Here is a 20,472-nt window from a genome sequence, read left to right as displayed (position 1 = left end):
AAAAAAATTCATTAATTTCGTGGAATATGTTATGTTAAAACACAAAGAGTAAATATGCTTAAACAACACTTACAACTCAAGTTAGGGCAAAAGTTGGCTCCGCAACAGATTCAATTGATGAAGCTGATTCAACTTCATACTTTGGAATTTGAAGAGGAACTGGAGAGAGAGTTAGAAGAAAACCCTGCCTTGGAAATTGCAAAAGAAGAATCTAAAGAAGATGATTATGCGTCTCTTGAGGATTCCTATGAGAATGAAGGAAATGAAAGCATTGAAACGGATTTTGATGTGAATGAATATATCTATGATGATGAACCGAGCTATAAAACAGCTTCCAGTAATTATTCAGCTGATGATGAGGAATTTGATAATGAAAGTTTACTGACGGAAGGTCAGTCTTTATATGATTATCTATTAGAACAAATCCACTTAGCTAATATTAATCCTGAGGATATAAAAATTGCCGAATATATTATTGGAAACCTTGATACGGATGGCTATCTGAGAAGAGAGATCAAATCGATTGTTGATGATCTTGCCTTTTCACAGGGAATTTATACAACAATAGAAAAGGCTGAAGATATTTTAGAAAATTACGTTCAGAAACTGGATCCCGCAGGAGTTGGTGCAAGAGGTCTGCAGGAATGCCTTCTTTTACAAATAGAAAAGAAAGTAAGTTCAGACAAAGCAGTTTCTTTGGCTGCCAATATCCTGAGACATCAGTTTGATGCTCTTACCAATAAACATTATAATAAGATCATTCAGAAATATGATATCGAAGAAGAAGACCTTAAGGATGCTTTGGAAGAGATTTCCAAATTATCCCCAAAAGTTGGAGGAAACTTTGATACACAGACGATAACGATCAATCAGGAGATTATTCCGGATTTTGTAATTCAGGTGAAAGATGGGGTAGTTATTCCAATGCTTAACAGTAAAAATGCTCCGACTTTAAGGGTTTCTGAAGAATATAAAGATATTTTAACCACTTATTCCCACGATAAGAATTCTTCTGAACATAAACAGGCGGCATTATTTATCAAGCAAAAGTTAGATGCTGCAAAATGGTATATCGATGCGATTAACCAGCGTCAGAATACACTATTGCAAACCATCACTGCTATTGTTAAATTCCAGAAAGAATACTTTATCACAGGTGATGAAAAATCTTTAAAACCTATGATCTTGAAAGATATCGCTGATATCACCGGTTTTGATATTTCTACTATTTCAAGAGTGGTAAAAAGTAAATATGCAGATACACCCAACGGGATTGTATACCTTAAAGACCTGTTCTCTGATAGTTTGACCAATGATGATGGAGAAGAGGTATCTACCAAAGAGATTAAAACCCACCTTATGGAGGTGATCAGCAAGGAGAACAAAAGGAAGCCACTTACAGATGATGCTTTAGTGGTAATCTTAAAAGAACAGGGATATAACATAGCCCGAAGAACCATTGCAAAGTACAGGGAACAGCTTAATATACCTGTTGCGAGATTGAGAAAAGAACTTTAATGAAGTTTAAAAATAATTAAATGCCTGGTTTACCAGGTATTTTTATTATCAATAGGCGCCTAGTTATTCTTTAATGGATCGAGCTTTAATTCTCTTATAGAAATTTCACGCATTTCAACTTTTCTTATTTTTCCAGAAATTGTCATTGGAAATTCCTCAACAAATTTCCAGTATTTTGGAATTTTATAATGGGCAATCTTTGTCCTGCAGTAATTGAGTAGTTCTTCTTCAGATACTATAGATCCAGGTCTTATTTTAACCCAGGCCATTACTTCTTCTCCAAATTTTTCACTTGGAACACCAATTATTTGGACATCGAGAATGTTAGGATAAGTGTATAGAAAGTCTTCAATCTCTTTAGGAGAGATATTCTCACCACCCCGAATAATAAGGTCTTTAATCCTCCCGGAAATGGTAATGTAGCCTTCATGATCCATTACGGCCAGATCACCTGTATGCATCCAGCGTGCATCATCCAGTACTTTTTGTGTGTTTTCAGGATCATTCCAGTATTTTAGCATAACCGAATATCCCCTGGTACAAAGCTCCCCATGCTCTCCACGCTCTACAACCTTACCATTCTCACTGATAATTTTTACTTCAAGGTGATCCTGGACAGTTCCAACAGTACTTACCTGCTTTTCTAAAGGTGTTCCAATCAGAGTCTGGGTAGAAACCGGGGAAGTTTCCGTCATTCCATAACAGATGCTCATCTCTTTAATATTCATGAGGCTTTCAACTTTTTTCATAATTTCGGGTGGGCATACAGATCCAGCCATAACCCCGGTTCTTAAGTTTGAAAAGTCATAGCTATCAAAGTTTTTCACAGCCAATTCTGCTATAAACATAGTAGGAACCCCGTATAAAGAGGTGCATTTTTCATCAGAAACTACTTTTAGTGTAATATCCGGATCGAAGCTGTCGTTAGGAATTACAATGCACGCACCATGAGCGATACAGCAAATATTTCCGATGACCATTCCAAAGCAGTGATAAAAGGGAACGGGAATACATACACGATCTTTTTCTGTGTATCGTAATCGTATTCCAATGAAATAACCATTGTTTAAAATATTATGGTGGGAAAGCGTAACTCCTTTTGGGAATCCTGTTGTCCCGGAGGTATATTGAATATTTACAGGATCATCAAATTCAATGTTGTTCTCAAAATCCTGTAAGATTTCATCGGAAACAGAGATGCCATTTTTTAAAAATGCTTCCCAGTTGTCGTCGAAGAAAATGGCTTCATTCAGCATTGGGCATACTTCTTTGGCATACTCCACCATTTCTTTGTAGTTACTGGTTTTAAACGACAAAGAAGAAAATATAAAACGAACTTCCGACTGGTTCAATACATAGGTAAGTTCATGCGTTCTGTAGGCCGGATTAATATTGACTAAAATAGTGCCTATCCTTGCGGTAGCATATTGTAAAAGTACCCATTCGTATCTGTTGGCGGACCATATTCCAATCCGATCTCCTGATTTTGCTCCCAAACGGATAAGTGCTTTGGCGACGGCGGTTGTTTGATCAAACAATTCTTTATAGGTTGCCCGATAGTTCTGCTGAACAGAAACCAATGCCTCATGATCCGGATATTTTTCAGTAGTATGTTTTAAATTCTGGCCAATTGTTTCGCCAAGTAATGGAATATTTGAAGCCCCTGATACGTAAGATAAAGCCATAAGAAAAGATTTGTTTATTAAAAATAACAAATAAATCTTAAGATAGCTGTTTGTAAAGGGTTAATTTTCCTGAGAGTCAATATCTCTTAACTGAGCAAGATTTTTATCAAGCTTTCTCATGATAATCCCATACACCAGTCTGTAATACAACCAGATAAGCAGAACGCATAATCCGGTACTCAGTATGGTTCCTATGATAAAAATAGTAATTGCTGAATTTGCAGGTTCAATATTTTGAGAGTTTAAAGCAAAGAAAATGAACACGGTAAAAATAGATGTAAAGGCTACCAATAAAACAATGCTTATTAAAATAAAGGCATTCACTGTTTTCTTGAATTTAATAATTCTGGTAATGAGGCCTTTAAGATTTTCCTCAATTCTTATTTTACGGTAATTTTGATAAAACTTATATACGAAATAAGCGGTTACGAGTAAACTTAATATTTTGAGTATTAGATAAATAGTGTCGAAATTGTTTTCTACTTCGGGAGTTTTGCGTGCTCCCAGTTTTTCTAAAACATTAAGAAATCCATTGGTTTCTTCTCCTTTAAAGAAGTAAAATAACCCCATTACAGAGAAAAGTAAAAATTCAAAAACGCTGATCCAGAAAATATATTTCACGTAATTACGTGACTTTCTATTTAGCATTTTAAGAATTTCACTATTGTCGTATTTTTGCTGAACAGGCTGCTCTTGCCATGTTTTCTTAAAGCTGTCTAAATCAAAATCAGGCATATTTTTCCATCTGTTCTTTAAGGGTTTTCTTTAATCTGTTCATCTTCACACGTGCATTTACTTCAGTTATTCCGAGGTTTTCTGCGATATCCTTATAAGGCAAATCATCTAAATACATCATTACGATAGCTCTCTCTACATTAGGTAAAGTTTTGATCACGGTATATAAAAGAGAGATTTGTTGCTGTTTTTCATCATCATCTTCAATGAAATCTTTATGATTGATGTCCAGCTCATTCATAGGAAGGCTTTTGCTTTTCTTTCTGAAAAGGGTAATGGCTGTATTAAGGGCTACACGATACATCCATGTCGAAATTTTAGAGTTTCCCTTAAAAGAGTCGTAGCTTCTCCAAAGCTGTAAAACGATTTCCTGGAAGAGATCCTCTTCATCTTCCAGAGAGTTGGTATAAAGACGCGATACCTTGATAATCAATCCCTGATTATCTTTTATAAGTTGCGCAAATTCTTTTTCTCTGGAAATCACAATAGATATATAACGGCACGAAGATAGTAATAAAGTGTTGATTTGAGAATTTGAAAGTGAGTTAATTTGAAAATTGAAATACATAATAGCTTTAATTGCGTAAAGTATTCATGTGTTTTGCGTTAGAATTAAAATATTTGACTCAGTATCATCATATTGAAGCCATTATGAAAGTATAAAAATTAACTCATTTTCAAATTGCTACATTTTCAAATTAACCCTTATCTTTGCACCCACGAGAAAGTCGGCTTGTTGATCTCTGTTTCGGCAGAGGTAGGAAAGTCCGGACACCATAGAGCAGCAAAGCGGATAACACCCGTCACCCGTGAGGGTAGGACAAGTGCAACAGAAAGCAGGTACAGTTCGGCTGTAGTGAAACCAGGTAAACTCTTTGCGGTGCAATGATAAGTATATCGGTTCTTTTCAGAAATGAAAATAGGAGTTGCTCGCTCTGAAAGCCGAGGGGTAATCAGCAAAAGTTTTGCAGCAATGTAATACGCAGATAAATAACAGGCACTTCTTTGAAGTACAAAATCCGGCTTATAGATTTTCTCGTGATTTTTTTGATCATATTGAAACAAACATAAAAAGCGGAGATCCTTCTCCGCTTTTTGTATGTTATTCCTTCTCTTTCTCTAAGGTCTTTTTTGATTCTTCCAAAGCTTTTAGATCTTTTTCGGCCAGTTGGGGATATTTGAGATCCATTTTTTCAAGAGTATCAATAATAATTTGAATGGCTGCTACTCTTGCAAACCACTTATTATCCGCCGGAAGTACATACCAGGGAGCATGATCTTTTGATGTTTCATTGATCGCGGTCTCGTAAGCTACCATGTATTGGTCAAATAAAGCTCTTTCAGGGAGATCAGCCGAGGAGAACTTCCAGTTTTTTTCCGGCTCGTTTATTCTATCCAAAAGTCTTTGTTTCTGTTCCTTTTTTGAAACATTTAAAAATATTTTAATGATTGTTGTGCCATTTTGAGATAAATGTTTTTCAAAATTTCTGATGCTCTCATATCGGTTTTCCCAGAATTTATTGTCAAAATCCTTCACTGAGCCCCATGTTTTTTCACTTAGATTATATTCCGGATGCACTTTACATACCAGAACACTTTCATAATGGGAGCGGTTGAAAATACCGATCATTCCCTTTTGGGGCAGGGCAAGGTAATGTCGCCATAAAAAATCATGTGAATATTCTTTTGAACTTGGTGTTTTAAAGCTGGTTACGTTACACCCCTGTGGATTTACCCCACCGAATACATGTTCAATAAGGCTGTCTTTTCCAGCTGCATCCATTGCCTGTAAAATAACGAGAAGAGATTTACTGCCATCAGCATACAGTTTCTCCTGAAGATTACGTAGCTTTTCTTTTTCTACGGCCAATAACGCCTGTCCTTCCTGCTTTGTAAGCGAGCCTTGATATTCCGTTGAGGTTTTTTTGATCGAAAACTTTCCTTTTACTTCAAAATCATCCGAGAAGTTGGTGTCCATAATTTGTTTATTTAAAATAAATGTAATAAAAAAAACCGTCTCCATGGAGACGGTTTTTTTATTTTTTCTGAGTAGAGCTTATTTTGCAGCAGTTGCTTTTTTAGCAGCTTTAGCAGCTTTTTTAGCAGCCTTAGCATCTACCGGAGTTTCAACTTTAGCCGGAGCAACAGCAACTTCAGCAGCATTTGCATCTACATTTCCTTTGATGTAAATTACGCTTCTGCTGTTTGAAGGGTCGTTAGAGAATACTTCAATCATTTTATTGAAAGGCCCGTTAAGAGCAGTGTTATATCCTACTTTGATTTTAGCAGATTTTCCAGGCATAACAGGATCTGTGCTAAATTCAGGAGTTGTACATCCGCAAGAAGGCTTTACATTAGAAATAACCAAAGGCTTATCACCAGTGTTTGTTACTGTAAAAAATCTAGTACCATCAGAACTTGGCTTAATAGTACCATAGTCGAAAGTAGTTTTATCAAAAGTAATAGTCTGTGCTGATGCGATAGCAAATGTTCCAAATAGTGCAATTCCTGCAATTAATTTTTTCATATTCTTGAATGTTAATACGTTTGTTAGATAAATTTTGAGAAACAAAGTTAAAAATTATTTTAATTCATGCTGAAAATTTTTTTTCTTTAAGCTATTTTTGCAAATTGTAAGCTAAAGAAATAGAATTTATGCAGATTTCAGAAAAGTATAATCCACAGGAAACAGAACAAAAATGGTACAACTACTGGTTGGAGAATAAATTTTTCCACTCAGAACCCAATGAAAAGCCGCCTTATACGATAGTAATTCCTCCGCCAAACGTTACGGGGATCTTACATATGGGGCATATGCTAAACAACACCATTCAGGATGTTCTGGTCCGCCGTGCAAGGATGCAGGGCTTTAATGCCTGCTGGGTTCCGGGAACAGACCACGCTTCAATCGCTACAGAAGCTAAAGTCGTTGCTAAATTGAAATCTGAAGGGATCAATAAATCAGATATTACCCGCGAAGAGTTTTTAAAACATGCCTGGGAATGGACTGACAAATACGGAGGAACCATTCTTGACCAGCTAAAAAAACTAGGATGTTCATGCGATTGGGACAGAACTAGATTTACTTTGGAAGACAAATTGTCTGCACAGGTAATCAAAAGTTTTGTTGATCTGTACAATAAAGGTCTGATCTACAGAGGATATAGAATGGTCAACTGGGATCCTGAGGCAAAGACGAATATTTCTGATGAAGAGGTCATCTTTAAAGAACAAAATGGGAAACTTTATTTCCTGAAATATAAAATAGAAGGCTCAGAAGAATTTCTTTCTGTAGCGACTACGCGTCCTGAAACGATTTTTGGGGACACTGCCGTTTGTATCAATCCCAATGATGAAAGATATGCACATCTGAAAGGTAAAAATGTAATTGTACCTATCGTTAATCGTGTTGTACCTATCATTGAAGATGAATATGTGGATATTGAATTTGGTACAGGAGCATTGAAGATCACTCCGGCTCATGATACCAATGACTATGAAATAGGGCAGAAACATCAGTTGAAAATGATTGATGCTTTAGATGATGATGGAAATCTGAATGAATACGGATTGCATTATGCAGGAAAGAACAGATTTGAAGTTAGAAAACAAATAGCTAAAGAATTACAGGAAAAGGATCTTCTTCTAAAAGCTGAAGATTATGTAAATAAAGTGGGGACTTCGGAAAGAACAGGTGCCGTAATTGAACCTAAGGTTTCAGTTCAGTGGTTCCTGAAAATGTCTGAGCTTGCTCCATCTGCTTTGAATGTGGTAATGGATGATGAGATCAAATTCTATCCTGAAAAGTTTAAAAATACCTATAAGCACTGGATGGAAAACATCCGTGACTGGAATATTTCACGTCAGCTGTGGTGGGGTCAGCAGATCCCTGCTTATTATTATGGGAGTGGAGATGAAGACTTTGTTGTAGCCGAAACCAAAGAAGAAGCTTTGGAATTAGCAAAACAAAAGACAAGAAATCAGAATCTCACGGCAGAGGGTTTAACACAGGATCAGGATGCTTTGGATACATGGTTCTCATCTTGGTTATGGCCAATGTCCGTATTTGATGGATTACTTGATCCTGAAAATAAAGATATCCAGTATTACTATCCTACCTCTGATTTAGTTACAGGTCCGGATATTATTTTCTTCTGGGTAGCCAGAATGATCATGGCCGGATTAGAGTATAAAAAGACGGTTCCTTTTAAAAATGTTTACTTTACAGGTATTGTAAGAGATAAGCAAAGAAGGAAAATGTCTAAATCTTTAGGAAACTCACCGGATCCTTTGGAATTAATTGATAAATATGGAGCTGATGGTGTTCGTGTTGGAATTTTGTTAAGTGCGGCAGCAGGTAACGATCTTCTTTTTGATGAGGATCTGATGCTTCAGGGAAGGAATTTCATGACGAAAATCTGGAGTGCTTTCCGATTGATCAATATGTGGAATCATGAGGATAAACCAGCCAATGCAACTGAAATACAGACGATAGAATGGTTTGAAAGCAAGCTGAATAAAGCTATTGTTGAAATTGACGATCAGTTTGAAAAGTTCAGGATTTCTGATGCTTTACATTTAATTTATAAACTAGTTTGGGATGACTTCTGCTCTTGGTATTTAGAGGCGATCAAACCAAATTATGGTGAAGGGATCTCTAAAGAAGTTTATGAGAAAACCATTTATTTCTTCGAAGAATTAATGAAATTGCTTCATCCGTTTATGCCGTTCTTGACAGAGGAATTATGGCAAACTATTTCTGAAAGAAGTATAGAAGAAGCATTAATTATTTCTCAGCAGAAAAAAGCAGGAGCATTTGATGAGACGGTTATCAAAAACTTTGAAAGAGCTCAGGAGCTGATTTCAGGAGTTAGAAACTACCGTCAGACAAAAGGTATTTCGCCAAAAGAAGCGGCAGAAATTTATACCAATGCTTCTGAATTTGCTAATGAAGCTGTTGTAAAAAAACTGGCCAATGTTTCAGAAATTCATTTTGGAGAGAAAACAGATAAGCCAAGTTTTACATTCCTTGTTGAGGCTACAGAAGTTTCTATTCCACTAAGTGAAAATCTTGATCTTGGAGAAGAGAAAACAAAAACGGAAGAAGAAGTAAAATACCTGAAAGGCTTTTTAATTTCTGTAGAAAAGAAACTTTCCAATGAAAAGTTCGTTGCCAATGCTAAAGCTGAAGTTGTAGATGCAGAACGTAAGAAACAGAAAGATGCTCAGGATAAGATTGCTATTTTAGAAGAGAAACTGAAAAGTTTGTAAATCTTTTGGCACTTATATTGAAATAAGACTTATATCAATCCGGAAAAATTCCGGAAAACAATATCCATAAAAGAAGACTTGTTTAACTTGTCTTCTTTTGTGAATTTAATGAGATAGTTCAGGCGATAGCATTTGAAAATCAAGTAAAGGGTTGGAGTAGAAAGAAAAAGGGAGCTATCATTAATGATAACTGAGAAAAATTAAAAGAGTTGTCTGTTTGTCAAAATGATAGTCATTCGGATAATTTTGATAAAGGAGGCTTCGACTCCGCTCAGCCTGACAAAAAGAAACAATTATAATAAAATGACACACATAGAAAATATAAAAAAGCTATTCTCAAGAGACTTTGTAGAAAGTCCCCTATTAGAAAGTTTTGAAGTCGGAAAGATTTACCTTTCCAGCGGAAAACTGGTGGCTTGTGATCCTTTGATCACGAATGATATGCAGCCTTTTTCTACAGAATTTCCAAAAGGAGATTTTTCTGTATTACTGCATAAAGAAAGAGAGAGTAATTGTGTGGCTTATGCTGAGATCATTTTCAGTAATTCTGAGATATCCGACTGGAAGCTTGCAACTACTGCTGGTCAGAATATTAAAGACCTTGCTGATGAGGAAATTTTTGGTTACCCTGTAGAAAGCGGAATGGGATGTTTTATGGATGTAGACACTCAGGAAAAGCTTAATGAGCTTGAAAAAAGATTATACCATAGCAAAGGAGTTGATTTTATGGGGATTTATGAAGAGTTTTTTCATGAATACTTTTTTGATGAAAATGGAGCGATTGACCAATATGCCTTTTTAAAACCAGCTGAAGAGCATCCGGGAACGATCTTCGCTTTTGAGACTGGATATGGGGAAGGTTTCTACGCAAGCTATATCGCTTATGATAAAAATAATGCCCCGGTAAAGGTGGTGACGGAATTTATTGAAATAAGTTAATTATTTTTATATTAGTATTCCTATTTTTATATTTTTGTATTAATCAATTTAACGAAAATGAACTTCTCCTCAGTACAACCCAAAATTATAGTTGTTGGCAGCTCTTCAATAGACCTGGTCTTAGAAACAGAAAAGCTTCCAGCTCCTAATGATACTGTTTTAGCGATCAACTCGGATAGTTACTTTGGTGGAAAGGGAGCCAATCAGGCTGTAGGAACTGCAAGATTGGGAGCAAGTGTATATTTCATTGGATGTGTAGGGATGGATCCTCTGGGACAGCAGATCATGCGAAATCTTGTCAATGAGAATGTGAATGTAGGTTTTGTCGCAGAAACGGATAGAGAAGCAACGGGAACAGCATATGTAACAACTTCCAACGGTAATGCAGCAATTGTTGTAGTACCTGCAGCAAACAAGTTACTAAGCATAAAACATATCGAAGATGCTGACAGGTATTTCCATACGGTAGATCTTATTCTGGTTCAGTTGGAAGTCTCTTTGGAAGTAGTAGAATACACCATAAGAAAGGCTAAGAAGTACGGGAAAAAAGTAGGATTGTATGCTTCACCAGCAATGAAGGTGAGTGAGGAAATCTTAGAAAGTGTGGATTTTGTAGTTGCTAAAAGCAGTGAGCTTTATATTGTTTTTGGTGAAGAAGAAAAAGAGCAGGTTCTTGAAAAATATTTCAACAAAGTATTTGTAAGGGATGATACCAATTCCACGATTTATTTTGATGGAACGGAAATGAAGTATTTTAGAGATCACAATGATAACAAAACAGCCCATAAAATGGGAATGGGGGATGCTTTTACATCAGGATTTGCTATTGCACTCTGCCATAATAATCCGATTGAGGAATGTGTAAAGTTCGGAAATGAAGTTTCTTTAAAAGTTTCTACAACAAAAGGATCACAGACAGGATTACCAAGAATGTCGGATTACATTGCCTAAAGCTATTTATTACATATCGAAAGTGTATCAATTCACATAAAATGAACAGTAAAATTTCCACTTTTGAGTGGATTTTTTCTTTTTAAACTATGGAAAAACTGATTCTCACAACAACAGATGATATTTCTATTGTCGCCCATCTTTTTCTGCCTGAGAAAAGCAATAGCAAGTTGTTATTGATTAATTCTGCTACCGGCGTAAAACAACAGGTGTATTTTTCCTTTGCAAAGTATTTTTCAGGAAAGGGCTTTACGGTGATCACTTATGATTACCGGGGAATAGGACTTTCAAAGCCAGATCATATGAAAGGTTTTAATGCATCCATGCGAATTTGGGGGGCTAAAGATTATAAGGCAGTGACCACCTATATCAGAACCCGTTTTACAGCCTATGAAAAGTATTGTCTGGGACATTCTGTGGGGGCTTTGATCCTGGGAATGAATAAGGATTCCGAAATCTTTAAAGAATTATTCTTCGTGGGAACACAAAATGCTTTTGTGGGTAATTTAAAATTTAAAACAAAAATTGAAGCTTATCTCGGTTTTGGGATCGCACAGCCTTTGTCTACACAACTTCTGGGCTATTTTCCGGCTCATTGGTTTGGATTGGGAGAAAGTCTTCCTAAAAATTGCGCTTATGACTGGAGAACCTTAATTTTGAATAAAAAATCAACCAACAGTTTGTTGGAGAAAATTGATGATTATTCTAAAGAATTAGCACAAAAGGTTTTTGTCATAAGAGCTGAAGATGATGTGTGGCTGACCGATAAAGGAGTTAAGAGCCTGTTGAATGATACTTATCCTAATCTTAAGCCTACTTATCGCCTGATAAAGACCTCCGAATCGGAAAAAGGAGAAATTGGGCATGTGAATTTTTTTAGGAGCTATAATATGAAGCTTTGGAATATTATTTTAAATGAATTAATACATAATGAGTAGTACAATTGAAAAGACCGTAGAATTTGTAAAGGAAAAATTAGAAGGCGCAGAAGCCGGGCATGACTGGTTTCACATCGAAAGAGTCTGGAAACTTTCGAAAAAGATTGCTGAAAATGAAAATTGTAATAAAGAAGTAGTAGAATTAGCAGCATTACTTCATGATATTGCAGATCCTAAATTTCATAACGGTGATGAAACAATAGCATTGAAAGTTTCCCGTGAATTTTTGGAGAAACAGCAGGTATCAGAAGAAATTATTGGGCAGGTTTTATTTATTATTAAAAATATTTCATTCAAGAATAGAGGAGAGGTTCCTCAGGATTTGCCTATTGAACTGAAAATTGTTCAGGATGCCGATCGAATCGATGCGATAGGAGCGATTGGAATTGCCAGAACATTTAATTTCGGAGGGTTCAAAAATAACCTGATGTATCATCCGGATATTGAACCGAAGCTGAATATGTCTAAAGAGGAATACAAAAAATCTGACGGAACTACGATCAATCATTTTTATGAAAAACTCTTACTCTTAAAAGATCTAATGAATACAGAAAAAGGAAAAGAACTGGCTCAGGAAAGACATAATGTTATGCTGAAATTTCTGGATCAATTTTATAAAGAATGGAATGTTGATTAACATTCTCTCTGAAAATTCTTAAATCAGTATATTTGCAATATGGGATTAGTCATCTTTGTTATCTTTCTCTGTTCTATTTTTTCTCTTATTTTATCTAAGGTAAAATCAGGAAAAGGTGCTGAATGGGCGAAATTATTTCGTATTGCAACACTTATTTTTTCTATTTCGGTTTTTACGTATTGGTTTATCAAAAAAAGTGCGGTGGGAGTCGTGAATAATGCTGTGGGTCTGCAGGTTATTAATAAGCTTCCACAGACCCTTGATTTTTATGTTATCAATATCAATAATCCGGATAAAAATGAAATGCATGAAGCAAAGCATATCGGAAAGATACGTCCGGAATATTACAGGATTGAATATCTGAAGATGGATAAATCGGATGAATATTGGATCATTGGATATTTAGGAAAAAAGAACCTGGTTTATTTTTCACAACATTCTGTTCCCAACAAGAACATTGATCAGATTGTGGAGGTCAATAACTACATCAACCAAAGTGCAAAGCTTTCTGAAAGAGCTAAAAAGCTGGTGGAGGCCTATAACTATGAAAATGTAAAACTTGGAATATGGGTGGCTCTGGATTTTCTTTTATTATTTCTCAATTTAGTTTTACTCGTTAGAACAAAAAAATAAAATAAGCTCTTTGCTGTAAAGGAAAAAGATGATTTGCAAACTTTTGCAAATCATCTTTTTTTTGATAGAATCTTATTTTGTTATCCTCTTTCTGGTTATGGATAATTTAAAATGATCATGATCTTTTCCTTAAGTTCTTCCGGGCAGTTTTTAACGAGCTTATCTTTACTTTGACTGCTTATCTGATCATAGGTTAACCATTCTGTTATATCCTGATGCTGACTATTACTGTCATAGATTCTCTTAATCTTCTGATCTTCGTAAAAGGTATAGTTGTCACCAAGTGAATTGTTTGTGATACTGATCGTGCAAATTTCTTTTTCCATAATTTTTGATTTTATGTAGTTGATATAAGGGATTGTATCACAATATATCATTTATAAGTGAAAAAAATAAGTTTTTATAAATAAACTTATTTTTACACTATTTGGTGATATATTTATTATAAAAATAAAAAAATAGCTATAAAATCTTAAAGGAAATGATTAAATAGCTAATGATTTTTTGATGCTAAAATAGAGTTTGTGTCCCTTCGGTTGCCATTTTTGGGACGTGTAGATCAGTTTTCCACTCCTCGTTCATTTTTTTTATTAAATAAGCTGATAATAATGGAGATGCTTTTTCAATATTTTGATGAACAAAAAAGTACAGATTTTGAAGACCCTCTTTCTTCCACTGGGCAGCCCGTTGTAACCAATCATCGAGTCTTTCATAGTCACTTTCTGCATTAGCTCCCACATAACGGATAAATGCATTGGGTGTCGTTAACCTCATGTGAAGCATATCTCTTCTTCCAGCAGTGTCCACAATAATATTAGTGATGTTGTGAGCTTCAAAAAGGTCACAGGTTGTATTGAAAATATCTTCATCTGTAAACCAGTCTGTGTTTCTAAGTTCTATTGCTAAGGGCACTTCTTTTGGCCATTCTTTAACGAACTTTTCTAATCTGTCGTAGTCTTTTGGTTTAAAATTATCATGCAGCTGAAGGAATACCATTCCCAGCTTTTCATTGAAGTTCAGAACCGAAGTTGCAAATTGGGTAACGGGTTCGGTAACATCTATGAGTCTTCTGAAGTGGGAAACGGTATTTGTAATCTTTGGAAAGAATTTAAAGTCCGCAGGGGTCTTTTCCTTCCATGTCAATACCTGATCAGGTGTAGGCATTCCGTAAAATGTAGCGTTTAGTTCAATAGAATTGAACTGGGTTGCATAATAGGTCAATTCATCTTTTGTTCCTTTTGGATAAAATCCTTTGAGATCGGTTTTATTCCATTTAGCACATCCTATAGAGATATTTTCTAATCCTTTTTTATTTTGCTTCAGAATTTCTTTAGTTCTGGCGTGATCTTTAGGTAATGTAAAATCTATTTTTGAAGGATCTTCTACTTGTCCGAATTTCATATTTGAAGTTTTTAAGAATTAACTGTATAACAAATATAGAATAAAACCAGACAAATATTTTATGATTTTCTGTGAAAGTATGGCAATAGGAATAGAAGCTAATCTTTCACTATCTTTTTGGATATTTCTGTTTTTTCTGTTTTTATTTGAATAATATAAACACCTTTGAGGTAGCTGGAAATATCTAATTTAACAGTGTTTTTGTTAGTGTCCTGGTCCAACAGCAATGTTCCCAGACTGCTGAGTATTTTTATATTTTTTATAGGTTCCTGAGACCTTATCTGAAACACATCTTTTACAGGATTGGGAAAAATATCTATACCTGTGGTCATATTATCCTGTTTTACATCTTTTGCAAGGATAGTAGGACAATTCGTATTAAAAGTAATGTCCGGATATCCTGCTTGTAAATCAGCGAGCTGATCAGCATCAACACACATGTTTAATTGGCTGTTGTAACCAAAAAAATCACATCCTTCCAAAGAACTATTTTTAATATTCACATTGGTCAAACCAGACATATTATAGAATGCGATCGCTTCTAAAATAGAATTGTGTGACAGGTTTAAGTTGGTTAAAAGAGGACAGCTGCGAAGGGTTACATATTTCAACAGACTATTTTGTGAAGTATCGATATCGGCTAATAAAGAATTATACTCTAAGTCGACAGATTCCAGCTGTGGGCATTGTGAGAAATCTAGAGAAGAAACTTTTGAATACGTGATTCCCAATTCCTTCAACGATGTACACTGACTGATATTCAATGTATTTAATTCTGAAAAGTTATCAAAAGAAGAATTTCCGGGTAGACCGGCACCAAGGTTCAGAGTCTGTAAATTTGAGCAGTTTTGCAGGTTTAAACTTTTCAGATCCTTATTTCCGTTTATAGTCAGGGTGATCAAAGCAGAACAGTTTTGTGCTAAGATTTGTTGCAGATCCGTATGTGTACTCAAAACGTTTAAATTGCCAGGAATGTCTGCTTTTAGAGTCTGAAGGTTAGAGAGATTACTGACATTCAAAACACTCATATAGCCACAAGAGTTTGTAATATCTATATTTTCTAATGCATTCGCTGCAGTGAAATTAACTGTATTAACGATCGGTTGGTTAAAAGCTTTTAGTATTTTAAGTTTTGGAAGACCCGATACATTTAAAGAGCTGACATTTCCAAAATAAACTCCCGATGTCGTATTATAACCATACCTGTTGTAGAATGAAGCATCTAATTCTTCAAGGTTGATCAGCCCGGCGTTGGAAAAGTTAACAGAAGATGCATTCAGGCCTTTGATCTTTTTTAACGAAGAACAGCCGTTTAAATTTACGGAAGTAAAATAGGCTCCTGTTGTATCATAGTGATCCGTGTCTGCTGTAATTTCTTCAAGATTTGTACAATGATTAGCAATAAGGCTGATGTTCTGGTTGGTGTTTGTCAGTGATGATCCATTGCTGCCTGAAACAGATATTTTTGTTAAGGAACTAAGATGAGGAACATTGATCTTGCTTAGGCGTTTACACGATATGAAGGTCAATGTTTTGATACCACAGTTCATAATATGGAGTTCCTTTATATTTTTATTGCTTAAAGTAATGTCATCTTTAATCAGAGGACAATTTTTGTATCTCAGAATTGTAGAAGGATTATAAGGTGACAGGTTAATATCTGCAACAAAATCATTGATGTTCTCTACTGAAGGACAGTTTTCAAATGAAAAATCGATAGGGACCAGATGAACAGCACCTGCGTTATTTACAAATCCTCCACTTCCTGTATAAAGAACTTTTTTAATCTTATTATTATTAATAAAATTAATTACTGCCGACTTTGTATCATTGATATAAAGTTCCTCCATATTGGGGAAAAGAAGAGCATCGGTGATTTGATCCGGAAGATTTTGGGAAAGGGGAGGCAGATTAAATTTTATATTTAAAGTCTTCACCTGTTGGGCTTCCATAACCTGAATCTGGCCATCTCCATTGGTATCAATTTTAATATTATTACCATTGATATCTTTCGCTATTGAATTATTCGGACCCGAACTCAATAGTAAAGCCTTAAATTTTAAATCTGTAAAATTAAGATTCTGAGAGTAAGCTATACAAGATAGGCTTACACAAAAAGTAAGTAACATTTTGTACATATTGTGTTTTTAAAGGGGTTATTTATAAAGTCAGATTTTATAAAGGGAATATAGAAACCTAACCCTACAAAAGTACTATATTTTAAGGACCAGTAACTTAGAAATAATACTATAGTAATACTACTATATTTTTTAACCGTACTAATACGTAATCATCTTTTGAAATATTTCCAGAATTAAAAAAAAGACAAAAAATTAATAAAAAAAGAGATCGTTCACATTGCGTTCATTCAATGTAAAATGAGTTTTAATAAGTAAAATATTTGTTTTTAATAGGTTAATGGAAATTTGTAAGCTAAATTTTCGTAAAGTAATTAAGTTTTTTTTAAGGAAATATTAAACATTATGTTATATAATGTTAACTGTATGTTACCACACTTCCTCTCAGTTGCTTCTAATTTTGCCGTACAATTTAGAAGTATAAAAAAATATGAAGAGAAAAATAATCTGTGCTTTTGCTCTCTTGTCATTTGGCTTAGCATTTTCGCAGGAAACCAGCTCTAAAATTTTCGGGAGATTAAAAGGAATTAATTCTGAAGTTACTGTAAAAGTAATTCACCTTCCCACCAACAGTACCTTTGAAACTAAAAGTAACAACAAAGGACAATTTAGTTTGGATAATCTACAACCCGGAGGACCTTATACGATAGAGATTTCTGACGGTTCACAAGTTATCTATTCGAATACCAATGTGCAGCTTTCATTAGGAAGTAATGATCTGCCCGTAGTGGAAATTAAGAATAGAGAAAAAGTAATTGATGAGGTAAAGCTTACTTCTAAACGAACTGTTGTAAAAAACGGTGTTGGAATAAGTCAGGCACAAATCTCGGGATTGCCTAATATTAACCGAGGGATCCAGGATGTTACCAAACTAATTCCGCAGAGTGCTAACAATTCTTTTAATGGAACCAACTTCCGTTATAACAACGTTACCATTGACGGATCAATTAATAATGATGCCATTGGTTTTAGTCCCTCTTTAGGAGGTCAAACCGGAACATCCGGAATGCCGGGAAGCAGTACCCGTTCAAATTCAATAAGCTTGGATGCGATCCAGGACGTGCAGGTTTATATTGCTCCTTACGATGTAAAATTAGGAAACTTCCTTGGAGGAAGTATCAATGCAGTTACCCGTAGTGGTAGTAATAATGTGGAGGGATCTTTTTATGTGTATGGGCGTAATGCTTCTATCACGGGGAAAAACAGAGTAGGAGATAATTCAAAGATGCCAAGCTCTTTCGAAGATTTCATTTATGGAGGGAGAGTAGGTTTACCTGTTGTAAAAGATAAGGTATTCTTATTCACGAATCTTGAATATACAAAGAGAAAAGATCCTGTTTTCTATAATGCTGATGATCCTAATGGATTGGTTAATAATACAGTTGCCCAGCAGATATCGGATTTTGTACGTAGTAAATATGGCTTTAATGTTGGAAGTTTCAATCAGTATACTAACTTTTCAGAAAGTGCGAAGCTTTTTAACAAGTTAGACTGGAAGATTAATGATAAACATACATTATCCATTAAGAATAACACCGTGTTTTCACAAGCTTCAAATCTTGAAAGAGATAATGCCAACTTCAGATTTTCAAGCATGGATTACATTCAGAAGAACAATGCCTCAACCACTACTTTGGAGTTGAAAAGCCGTTTTAATGATAAATGGAATAATAACTTAGTATTAGGATATTCTTCTATTAATGATTACAGAGACCCTACCTCTTCTAATGCTATGTTCCCACAGGTGGAAATCGGTTATAATGGAGGGACTATTTTGTTAGGGAATGACAGAGAGGCTACGGTTTTCAATATGAAACAGAAAACATTTGAAATCACTGATAACTTAACGTATAAGACAGGTCATCATACCTTTTTATTGGGAACGCATAACGAATTGTACAATATCGATTATGGTTTTGTAAATGCTCTGAATGGAAGGATCTCTTACAAGAATCTGGACGATTTCTATAATTCAAAGCCAGCGAGAATAAGAGGAACTTATCCATTTAATGGAGAAAACAGAGAAACGCTTTTCAATAATCCATATGCTTCATATAAAGTTAATCTCCTTTCATTATACTTGCAGGATGAGATTAATTGGGGAAGACTGCGTTTGTCTCCAGGAGTAAGAGTAGACTATACAGATTTACCAAACAAACCCCTTTTAAGTTCGCAGGTTAATAATTCCCCTGTAGATCCTAATATGGGAAATACGTATAGCTATACACCTTTAAACCAGCTTACCAATAAATACCTTAACAAACCAACATTTTCTCCTAGATTAGGATTTACTTTAGATCTTACAGAAAATAGATCTGTTGTATTGAGAGGAGGTTCCGGTATTTTCGTAGGAAGAATACCTTTTGCATGGTTAGGATACGCTTATTATAATGATGGGGTAGGATTCGGTAGTTATGATTATAATGGACCAACAGCTGCTCAGTTAGCTACAAACGGAGATCCATTGGTAAGTGGTAATTTTGCTAACTGGCAAAATTCTTCTAAAGTTCAGGTAGACCTTATTGACAACAATTTTAAGATGCCTAAAGTATGGAGAAGTTCATTAGGGGTTGATTATACTGTTGGAGGATATAAACTGACATTAGAAGGTATTTACACCAAGGTACTTTATGACCTGAAATTCCAGCAGGTGAATAAAACTGATAATGTAACGTATTATAGTTATGATGTAAACCACCAAATGCCTATTTATACGACTAACATTAATAGTAATTTCTCTAACGCTTATATGTTATCCAACACAAAAGAAGGATACCGATATAATGTAACCGCACAGATTTCTAAATCTTACAATTTTGGATTTAACTTCTTTGCAGCATATACTTATGGAGATGCAAAAGATATTACCAACGGGATCAGAAACTCAATGGAAAGTAACTGGCAGATGAATCAGTCTCTGACACCTAATAACCCTCAGCTAACAACTTCTAACTTTGCTATTAAAAATAGAATCGTTGCGAATCTGGGATATGGCTTCAATGTTTCTGAATCTAACAGATTATCCGCGAACGTATATTTTAATGCTCAATCAGGAAATCCATTTTCTTGGGGCTTCATCAACAGTACAATTGCCAATACAGGACAGGCTGCCGGATTGGCTTATATCTTCAAGGATGCTGCTGAAGCAGCGAAGTATATTGTTCCAATAAAAGATGCTGCAGGTACAGTGTTAGTGTCTGCTCAACAGCAAATTGCTGATTATGAAAATTTTGTTAATAGTAACAAATATCTGAGCAGCAGAAGAGGAACATTTACTCAAAGAAATGGAGATACAACTCCGTGGAATATACAAGCTGATATCCGAATTATGGATGAAATAAGATTGAGTGAGAAGTCTAAGAATACTTTACAGATTTCTTTAAGCATCATCAACTTCACGAACCTGTTAAATAAAGATTGGGGTAAAGTATATTTTGTACCTAATACCTTCAACTCGACAGCAAGTGTAGGATTAACAAAAGTTGGAAATGTTGCTACAGGACAGCCAGGTGCGGGAGATCCAACCTATAACTTCAAATCTCCGGGATTACCATACACAATTGATCAGTTTGCATCAAGATTCCAGGCACAGATCGGAGTTCGATATAATTTTTAATTTTTACTTT

The 20,472-nt window shown here is 35.1% G+C and carries 16 protein-coding genes and 1 other RNA gene; 9 read left to right on the top strand and 8 right to left on the bottom strand.

Going from position 1 to position 20,472, the window contains the following annotated elements; genetic code table 11:
- Window positions 1-54 precede the first annotated feature (54 nt).
- Entirely contained in the window at window positions 55-1,518 is a 1,464-nt protein-coding gene (rpoN, locus tag CEY12_RS09950) for an RNA polymerase factor sigma-54 (RefSeq protein ID WP_089027547.1), read from the top strand.
- A 59-nt stretch (window positions 1,519-1,577) separates the two neighbouring features.
- On the opposite strand, the gene CEY12_RS09945 is transcribed toward rpoN, so the two are convergent.
- From CEY12_RS09945 to CEY12_RS09935, 3 genes are read right to left on the bottom strand one after another with little or no spacing between them, the layout of a single operon-like run.
- On the bottom strand, window positions 1,578-3,203 hold the full coding sequence (locus tag CEY12_RS09945) for an AMP-binding protein (protein WP_194294629.1): 1,626 nt from the start codon (window positions 3,201-3,203) through the stop codon (window positions 1,578-1,580).
- 60 nt (window positions 3,204-3,263) lie between these two features.
- On the bottom strand, window positions 3,264-3,938 hold the full coding sequence (locus CEY12_RS09940) for a beta-carotene 15,15'-monooxygenase (protein ID WP_089027546.1): 675 nt from the start codon (window positions 3,936-3,938) through the stop codon (window positions 3,264-3,266).
- On the bottom strand, window positions 3,931-4,422 hold the full coding sequence (locus CEY12_RS09935; protein ID WP_089029842.1) for an RNA polymerase sigma factor: 492 nt from the start codon (window positions 4,420-4,422) through the stop codon (window positions 3,931-3,933). The genes CEY12_RS09940 and CEY12_RS09935 overlap by 8 nt, the downstream gene beginning before the upstream one ends.
- Before the next feature lie 236 nt (window positions 4,423-4,658).
- Between CEY12_RS09935 and rnpB the strand changes: the two genes are divergently transcribed.
- An RNA gene (rnpB, locus tag CEY12_RS09930) (RNase P RNA component class A) lies at window positions 4,659-4,981 on the top strand.
- 59 nt (window positions 4,982-5,040) lie between these two features.
- Here rnpB and CEY12_RS09925 read toward each other — a convergent pair.
- Window positions 5,041-5,916 (bottom strand): polyphosphate kinase 2 family protein, encoded by an 876-nt coding sequence (locus tag CEY12_RS09925; protein WP_089027545.1) that lies wholly within the window; start codon window positions 5,914-5,916, stop codon window positions 5,041-5,043.
- 78 nt (window positions 5,917-5,994) lie between these two features.
- Window positions 5,995-6,465: a DUF1573 domain-containing protein gene (locus tag CEY12_RS09920; protein WP_089027544.1), complete on the bottom strand. Its 471-nt coding sequence runs from the start codon at window positions 6,463-6,465 to the stop codon at window positions 5,995-5,997.
- Window positions 6,466-6,593: 128 nt separating this feature from the next.
- Here CEY12_RS09920 and CEY12_RS09915 point away from each other — a divergent pair, with 128 nt between their 5' ends.
- The 6 genes from CEY12_RS09915 to CEY12_RS09890 all read left to right on the top strand — a co-directional run bounded on the left by CEY12_RS09915 (window position 6,594) and on the right by CEY12_RS09890 (window position 13,307).
- Window positions 6,594-9,209: a valine--tRNA ligase gene (locus CEY12_RS09915; protein WP_089027543.1), complete on the top strand. Its 2,616-nt coding sequence runs from the start codon at window positions 6,594-6,596 to the stop codon at window positions 9,207-9,209.
- A gap of 303 nt (window positions 9,210-9,512) precedes the next feature.
- Window positions 9,513-10,148, top strand: coding sequence for a DUF4241 domain-containing protein (locus tag CEY12_RS09910; protein ID WP_089029841.1), 636 nt, complete (start codon window positions 9,513-9,515; stop codon window positions 10,146-10,148).
- 57 nt (window positions 10,149-10,205) lie between these two features.
- A complete protein-coding gene (locus tag CEY12_RS09905) occupies window positions 10,206-11,099 on the top strand; it encodes a ribokinase (protein ID WP_089027542.1) in 894 nt (297 codons plus the stop codon).
- An 89-nt stretch (window positions 11,100-11,188) separates the two neighbouring features.
- Window positions 11,189-12,037, top strand: a complete 849-nt coding sequence (locus CEY12_RS09900) for a serine aminopeptidase domain-containing protein (protein WP_089027541.1) — start codon at window positions 11,189-11,191, stop codon at window positions 12,035-12,037.
- Window positions 12,030-12,674, top strand: coding sequence for an HD domain-containing protein (locus CEY12_RS09895; protein WP_089027540.1), 645 nt, complete (start codon window positions 12,030-12,032; stop codon window positions 12,672-12,674). Before CEY12_RS09900 ends, CEY12_RS09895 begins: the two co-directional genes overlap by 8 nt.
- Window positions 12,675-12,713: 39 nt before the next feature.
- Window positions 12,714-13,307 carry a hypothetical protein gene (locus tag CEY12_RS09890; RefSeq protein WP_089027539.1) on the top strand — a complete coding sequence of 198 codons (594 nt, stop codon included), beginning with the start codon at window positions 12,714-12,716 and terminating at the stop codon, window positions 13,305-13,307.
- Window positions 13,308-13,402: 95 nt separating this feature from the next.
- Here the strand turns inward: CEY12_RS09890 and CEY12_RS09885 are convergent, their stop codons facing one another.
- The 3 genes from CEY12_RS09885 to CEY12_RS09875 all read right to left on the bottom strand — a co-directional run bounded on the left by CEY12_RS09885 (window position 13,403) and on the right by CEY12_RS09875 (window position 16,846).
- Window positions 13,403-13,633 (bottom strand): hypothetical protein, encoded by a 231-nt coding sequence (locus tag CEY12_RS09885; RefSeq protein ID WP_089029840.1) that lies wholly within the window; start codon window positions 13,631-13,633, stop codon window positions 13,403-13,405.
- A 184-nt stretch (window positions 13,634-13,817) separates the two neighbouring features.
- Window positions 13,818-14,708, bottom strand: coding sequence for a DUF72 domain-containing protein (locus CEY12_RS09880; protein WP_089027538.1), 891 nt, complete (start codon window positions 14,706-14,708; stop codon window positions 13,818-13,820).
- Window positions 14,709-14,806: 98 nt separating this feature from the next.
- Window positions 14,807-16,846 (bottom strand): T9SS type A sorting domain-containing protein, encoded by a 2,040-nt coding sequence (locus tag CEY12_RS09875; RefSeq protein WP_089027537.1) that lies wholly within the window; start codon window positions 16,844-16,846, stop codon window positions 14,807-14,809.
- A gap of 430 nt (window positions 16,847-17,276) precedes the next feature.
- Here CEY12_RS09875 and CEY12_RS09870 point away from each other — a divergent pair, with 430 nt between their 5' ends.
- Window positions 17,277-20,462, top strand: a complete 3,186-nt coding sequence (locus CEY12_RS09870; RefSeq protein ID WP_089027536.1) for a TonB-dependent receptor — start codon at window positions 17,277-17,279, stop codon at window positions 20,460-20,462.
- Window positions 20,463-20,472: the final 10 nt, after the last annotated feature.

It is taken from the genome of Chryseobacterium sp. T16E-39, from assembly GCF_002216065.1.
In the GTDB taxonomy this organism is placed as follows: domain Bacteria; phylum Bacteroidota; class Bacteroidia; order Flavobacteriales; family Weeksellaceae; genus Chryseobacterium.
The sequence above is the reverse complement of the archived record's forward strand: the minus strand, read 5'-3'. Positions and strand labels throughout refer to the sequence as shown.

What these genes read in the sequence shown, in the direction of transcription:
- rpoN (WP_089027547.1), top strand. Translation starts at nt 55, where the DNA reads ATGCTTAAACAACACTTACAACTCAAGTTAGGGCAAAAGTTGGCTCCG.
- CEY12_RS09945 (WP_194294629.1), bottom strand. Translation starts at nt 3,203, where the DNA reads ATGGCTTTATCTTACGTATCAGGGGCTTCAAATATTCCATTACTTGGC.
- CEY12_RS09940 (WP_089027546.1), bottom strand. Translation starts at nt 3,938, where the DNA reads ATGCCTGATTTTGATTTAGACAGCTTTAAGAAAACATGGCAAGAGCAG.
- CEY12_RS09925 (WP_089027545.1), bottom strand. Translation starts at nt 5,916, where the DNA reads ATGGACACCAACTTCTCGGATGATTTTGAAGTAAAAGGAAAGTTTTCG.
- CEY12_RS09920 (WP_089027544.1), bottom strand. Translation starts at nt 6,465, where the DNA reads ATGAAAAAATTAATTGCAGGAATTGCACTATTTGGAACATTTGCTATC.
- CEY12_RS09915 (WP_089027543.1), top strand. Translation starts at nt 6,594, where the DNA reads ATGCAGATTTCAGAAAAGTATAATCCACAGGAAACAGAACAAAAATGG.
- CEY12_RS09910 (WP_089029841.1), top strand. Translation starts at nt 9,513, where the DNA reads ATGACACACATAGAAAATATAAAAAAGCTATTCTCAAGAGACTTTGTA.
- CEY12_RS09905 (WP_089027542.1), top strand. Translation starts at nt 10,206, where the DNA reads ATGAACTTCTCCTCAGTACAACCCAAAATTATAGTTGTTGGCAGCTCT.
- CEY12_RS09900 (WP_089027541.1), top strand. Translation starts at nt 11,189, where the DNA reads ATGGAAAAACTGATTCTCACAACAACAGATGATATTTCTATTGTCGCC.
- CEY12_RS09895 (WP_089027540.1), top strand. Translation starts at nt 12,030, where the DNA reads ATGAGTAGTACAATTGAAAAGACCGTAGAATTTGTAAAGGAAAAATTA.
- CEY12_RS09890 (WP_089027539.1), top strand. Translation starts at nt 12,714, where the DNA reads ATGGGATTAGTCATCTTTGTTATCTTTCTCTGTTCTATTTTTTCTCTT.
- CEY12_RS09885 (WP_089029840.1), bottom strand. Translation starts at nt 13,633, where the DNA reads ATGGAAAAAGAAATTTGCACGATCAGTATCACAAACAATTCACTTGGT.
- CEY12_RS09880 (WP_089027538.1), bottom strand. Translation starts at nt 14,708, where the DNA reads ATGAAATTCGGACAAGTAGAAGATCCTTCAAAAATAGATTTTACATTA.
- CEY12_RS09875 (WP_089027537.1), bottom strand. Translation starts at nt 16,846, where the DNA reads ATGTACAAAATGTTACTTACTTTTTGTGTAAGCCTATCTTGTATAGCT.
- CEY12_RS09870 (WP_089027536.1), top strand. Translation starts at nt 17,277, where the DNA reads ATGAAGAGAAAAATAATCTGTGCTTTTGCTCTCTTGTCATTTGGCTTA.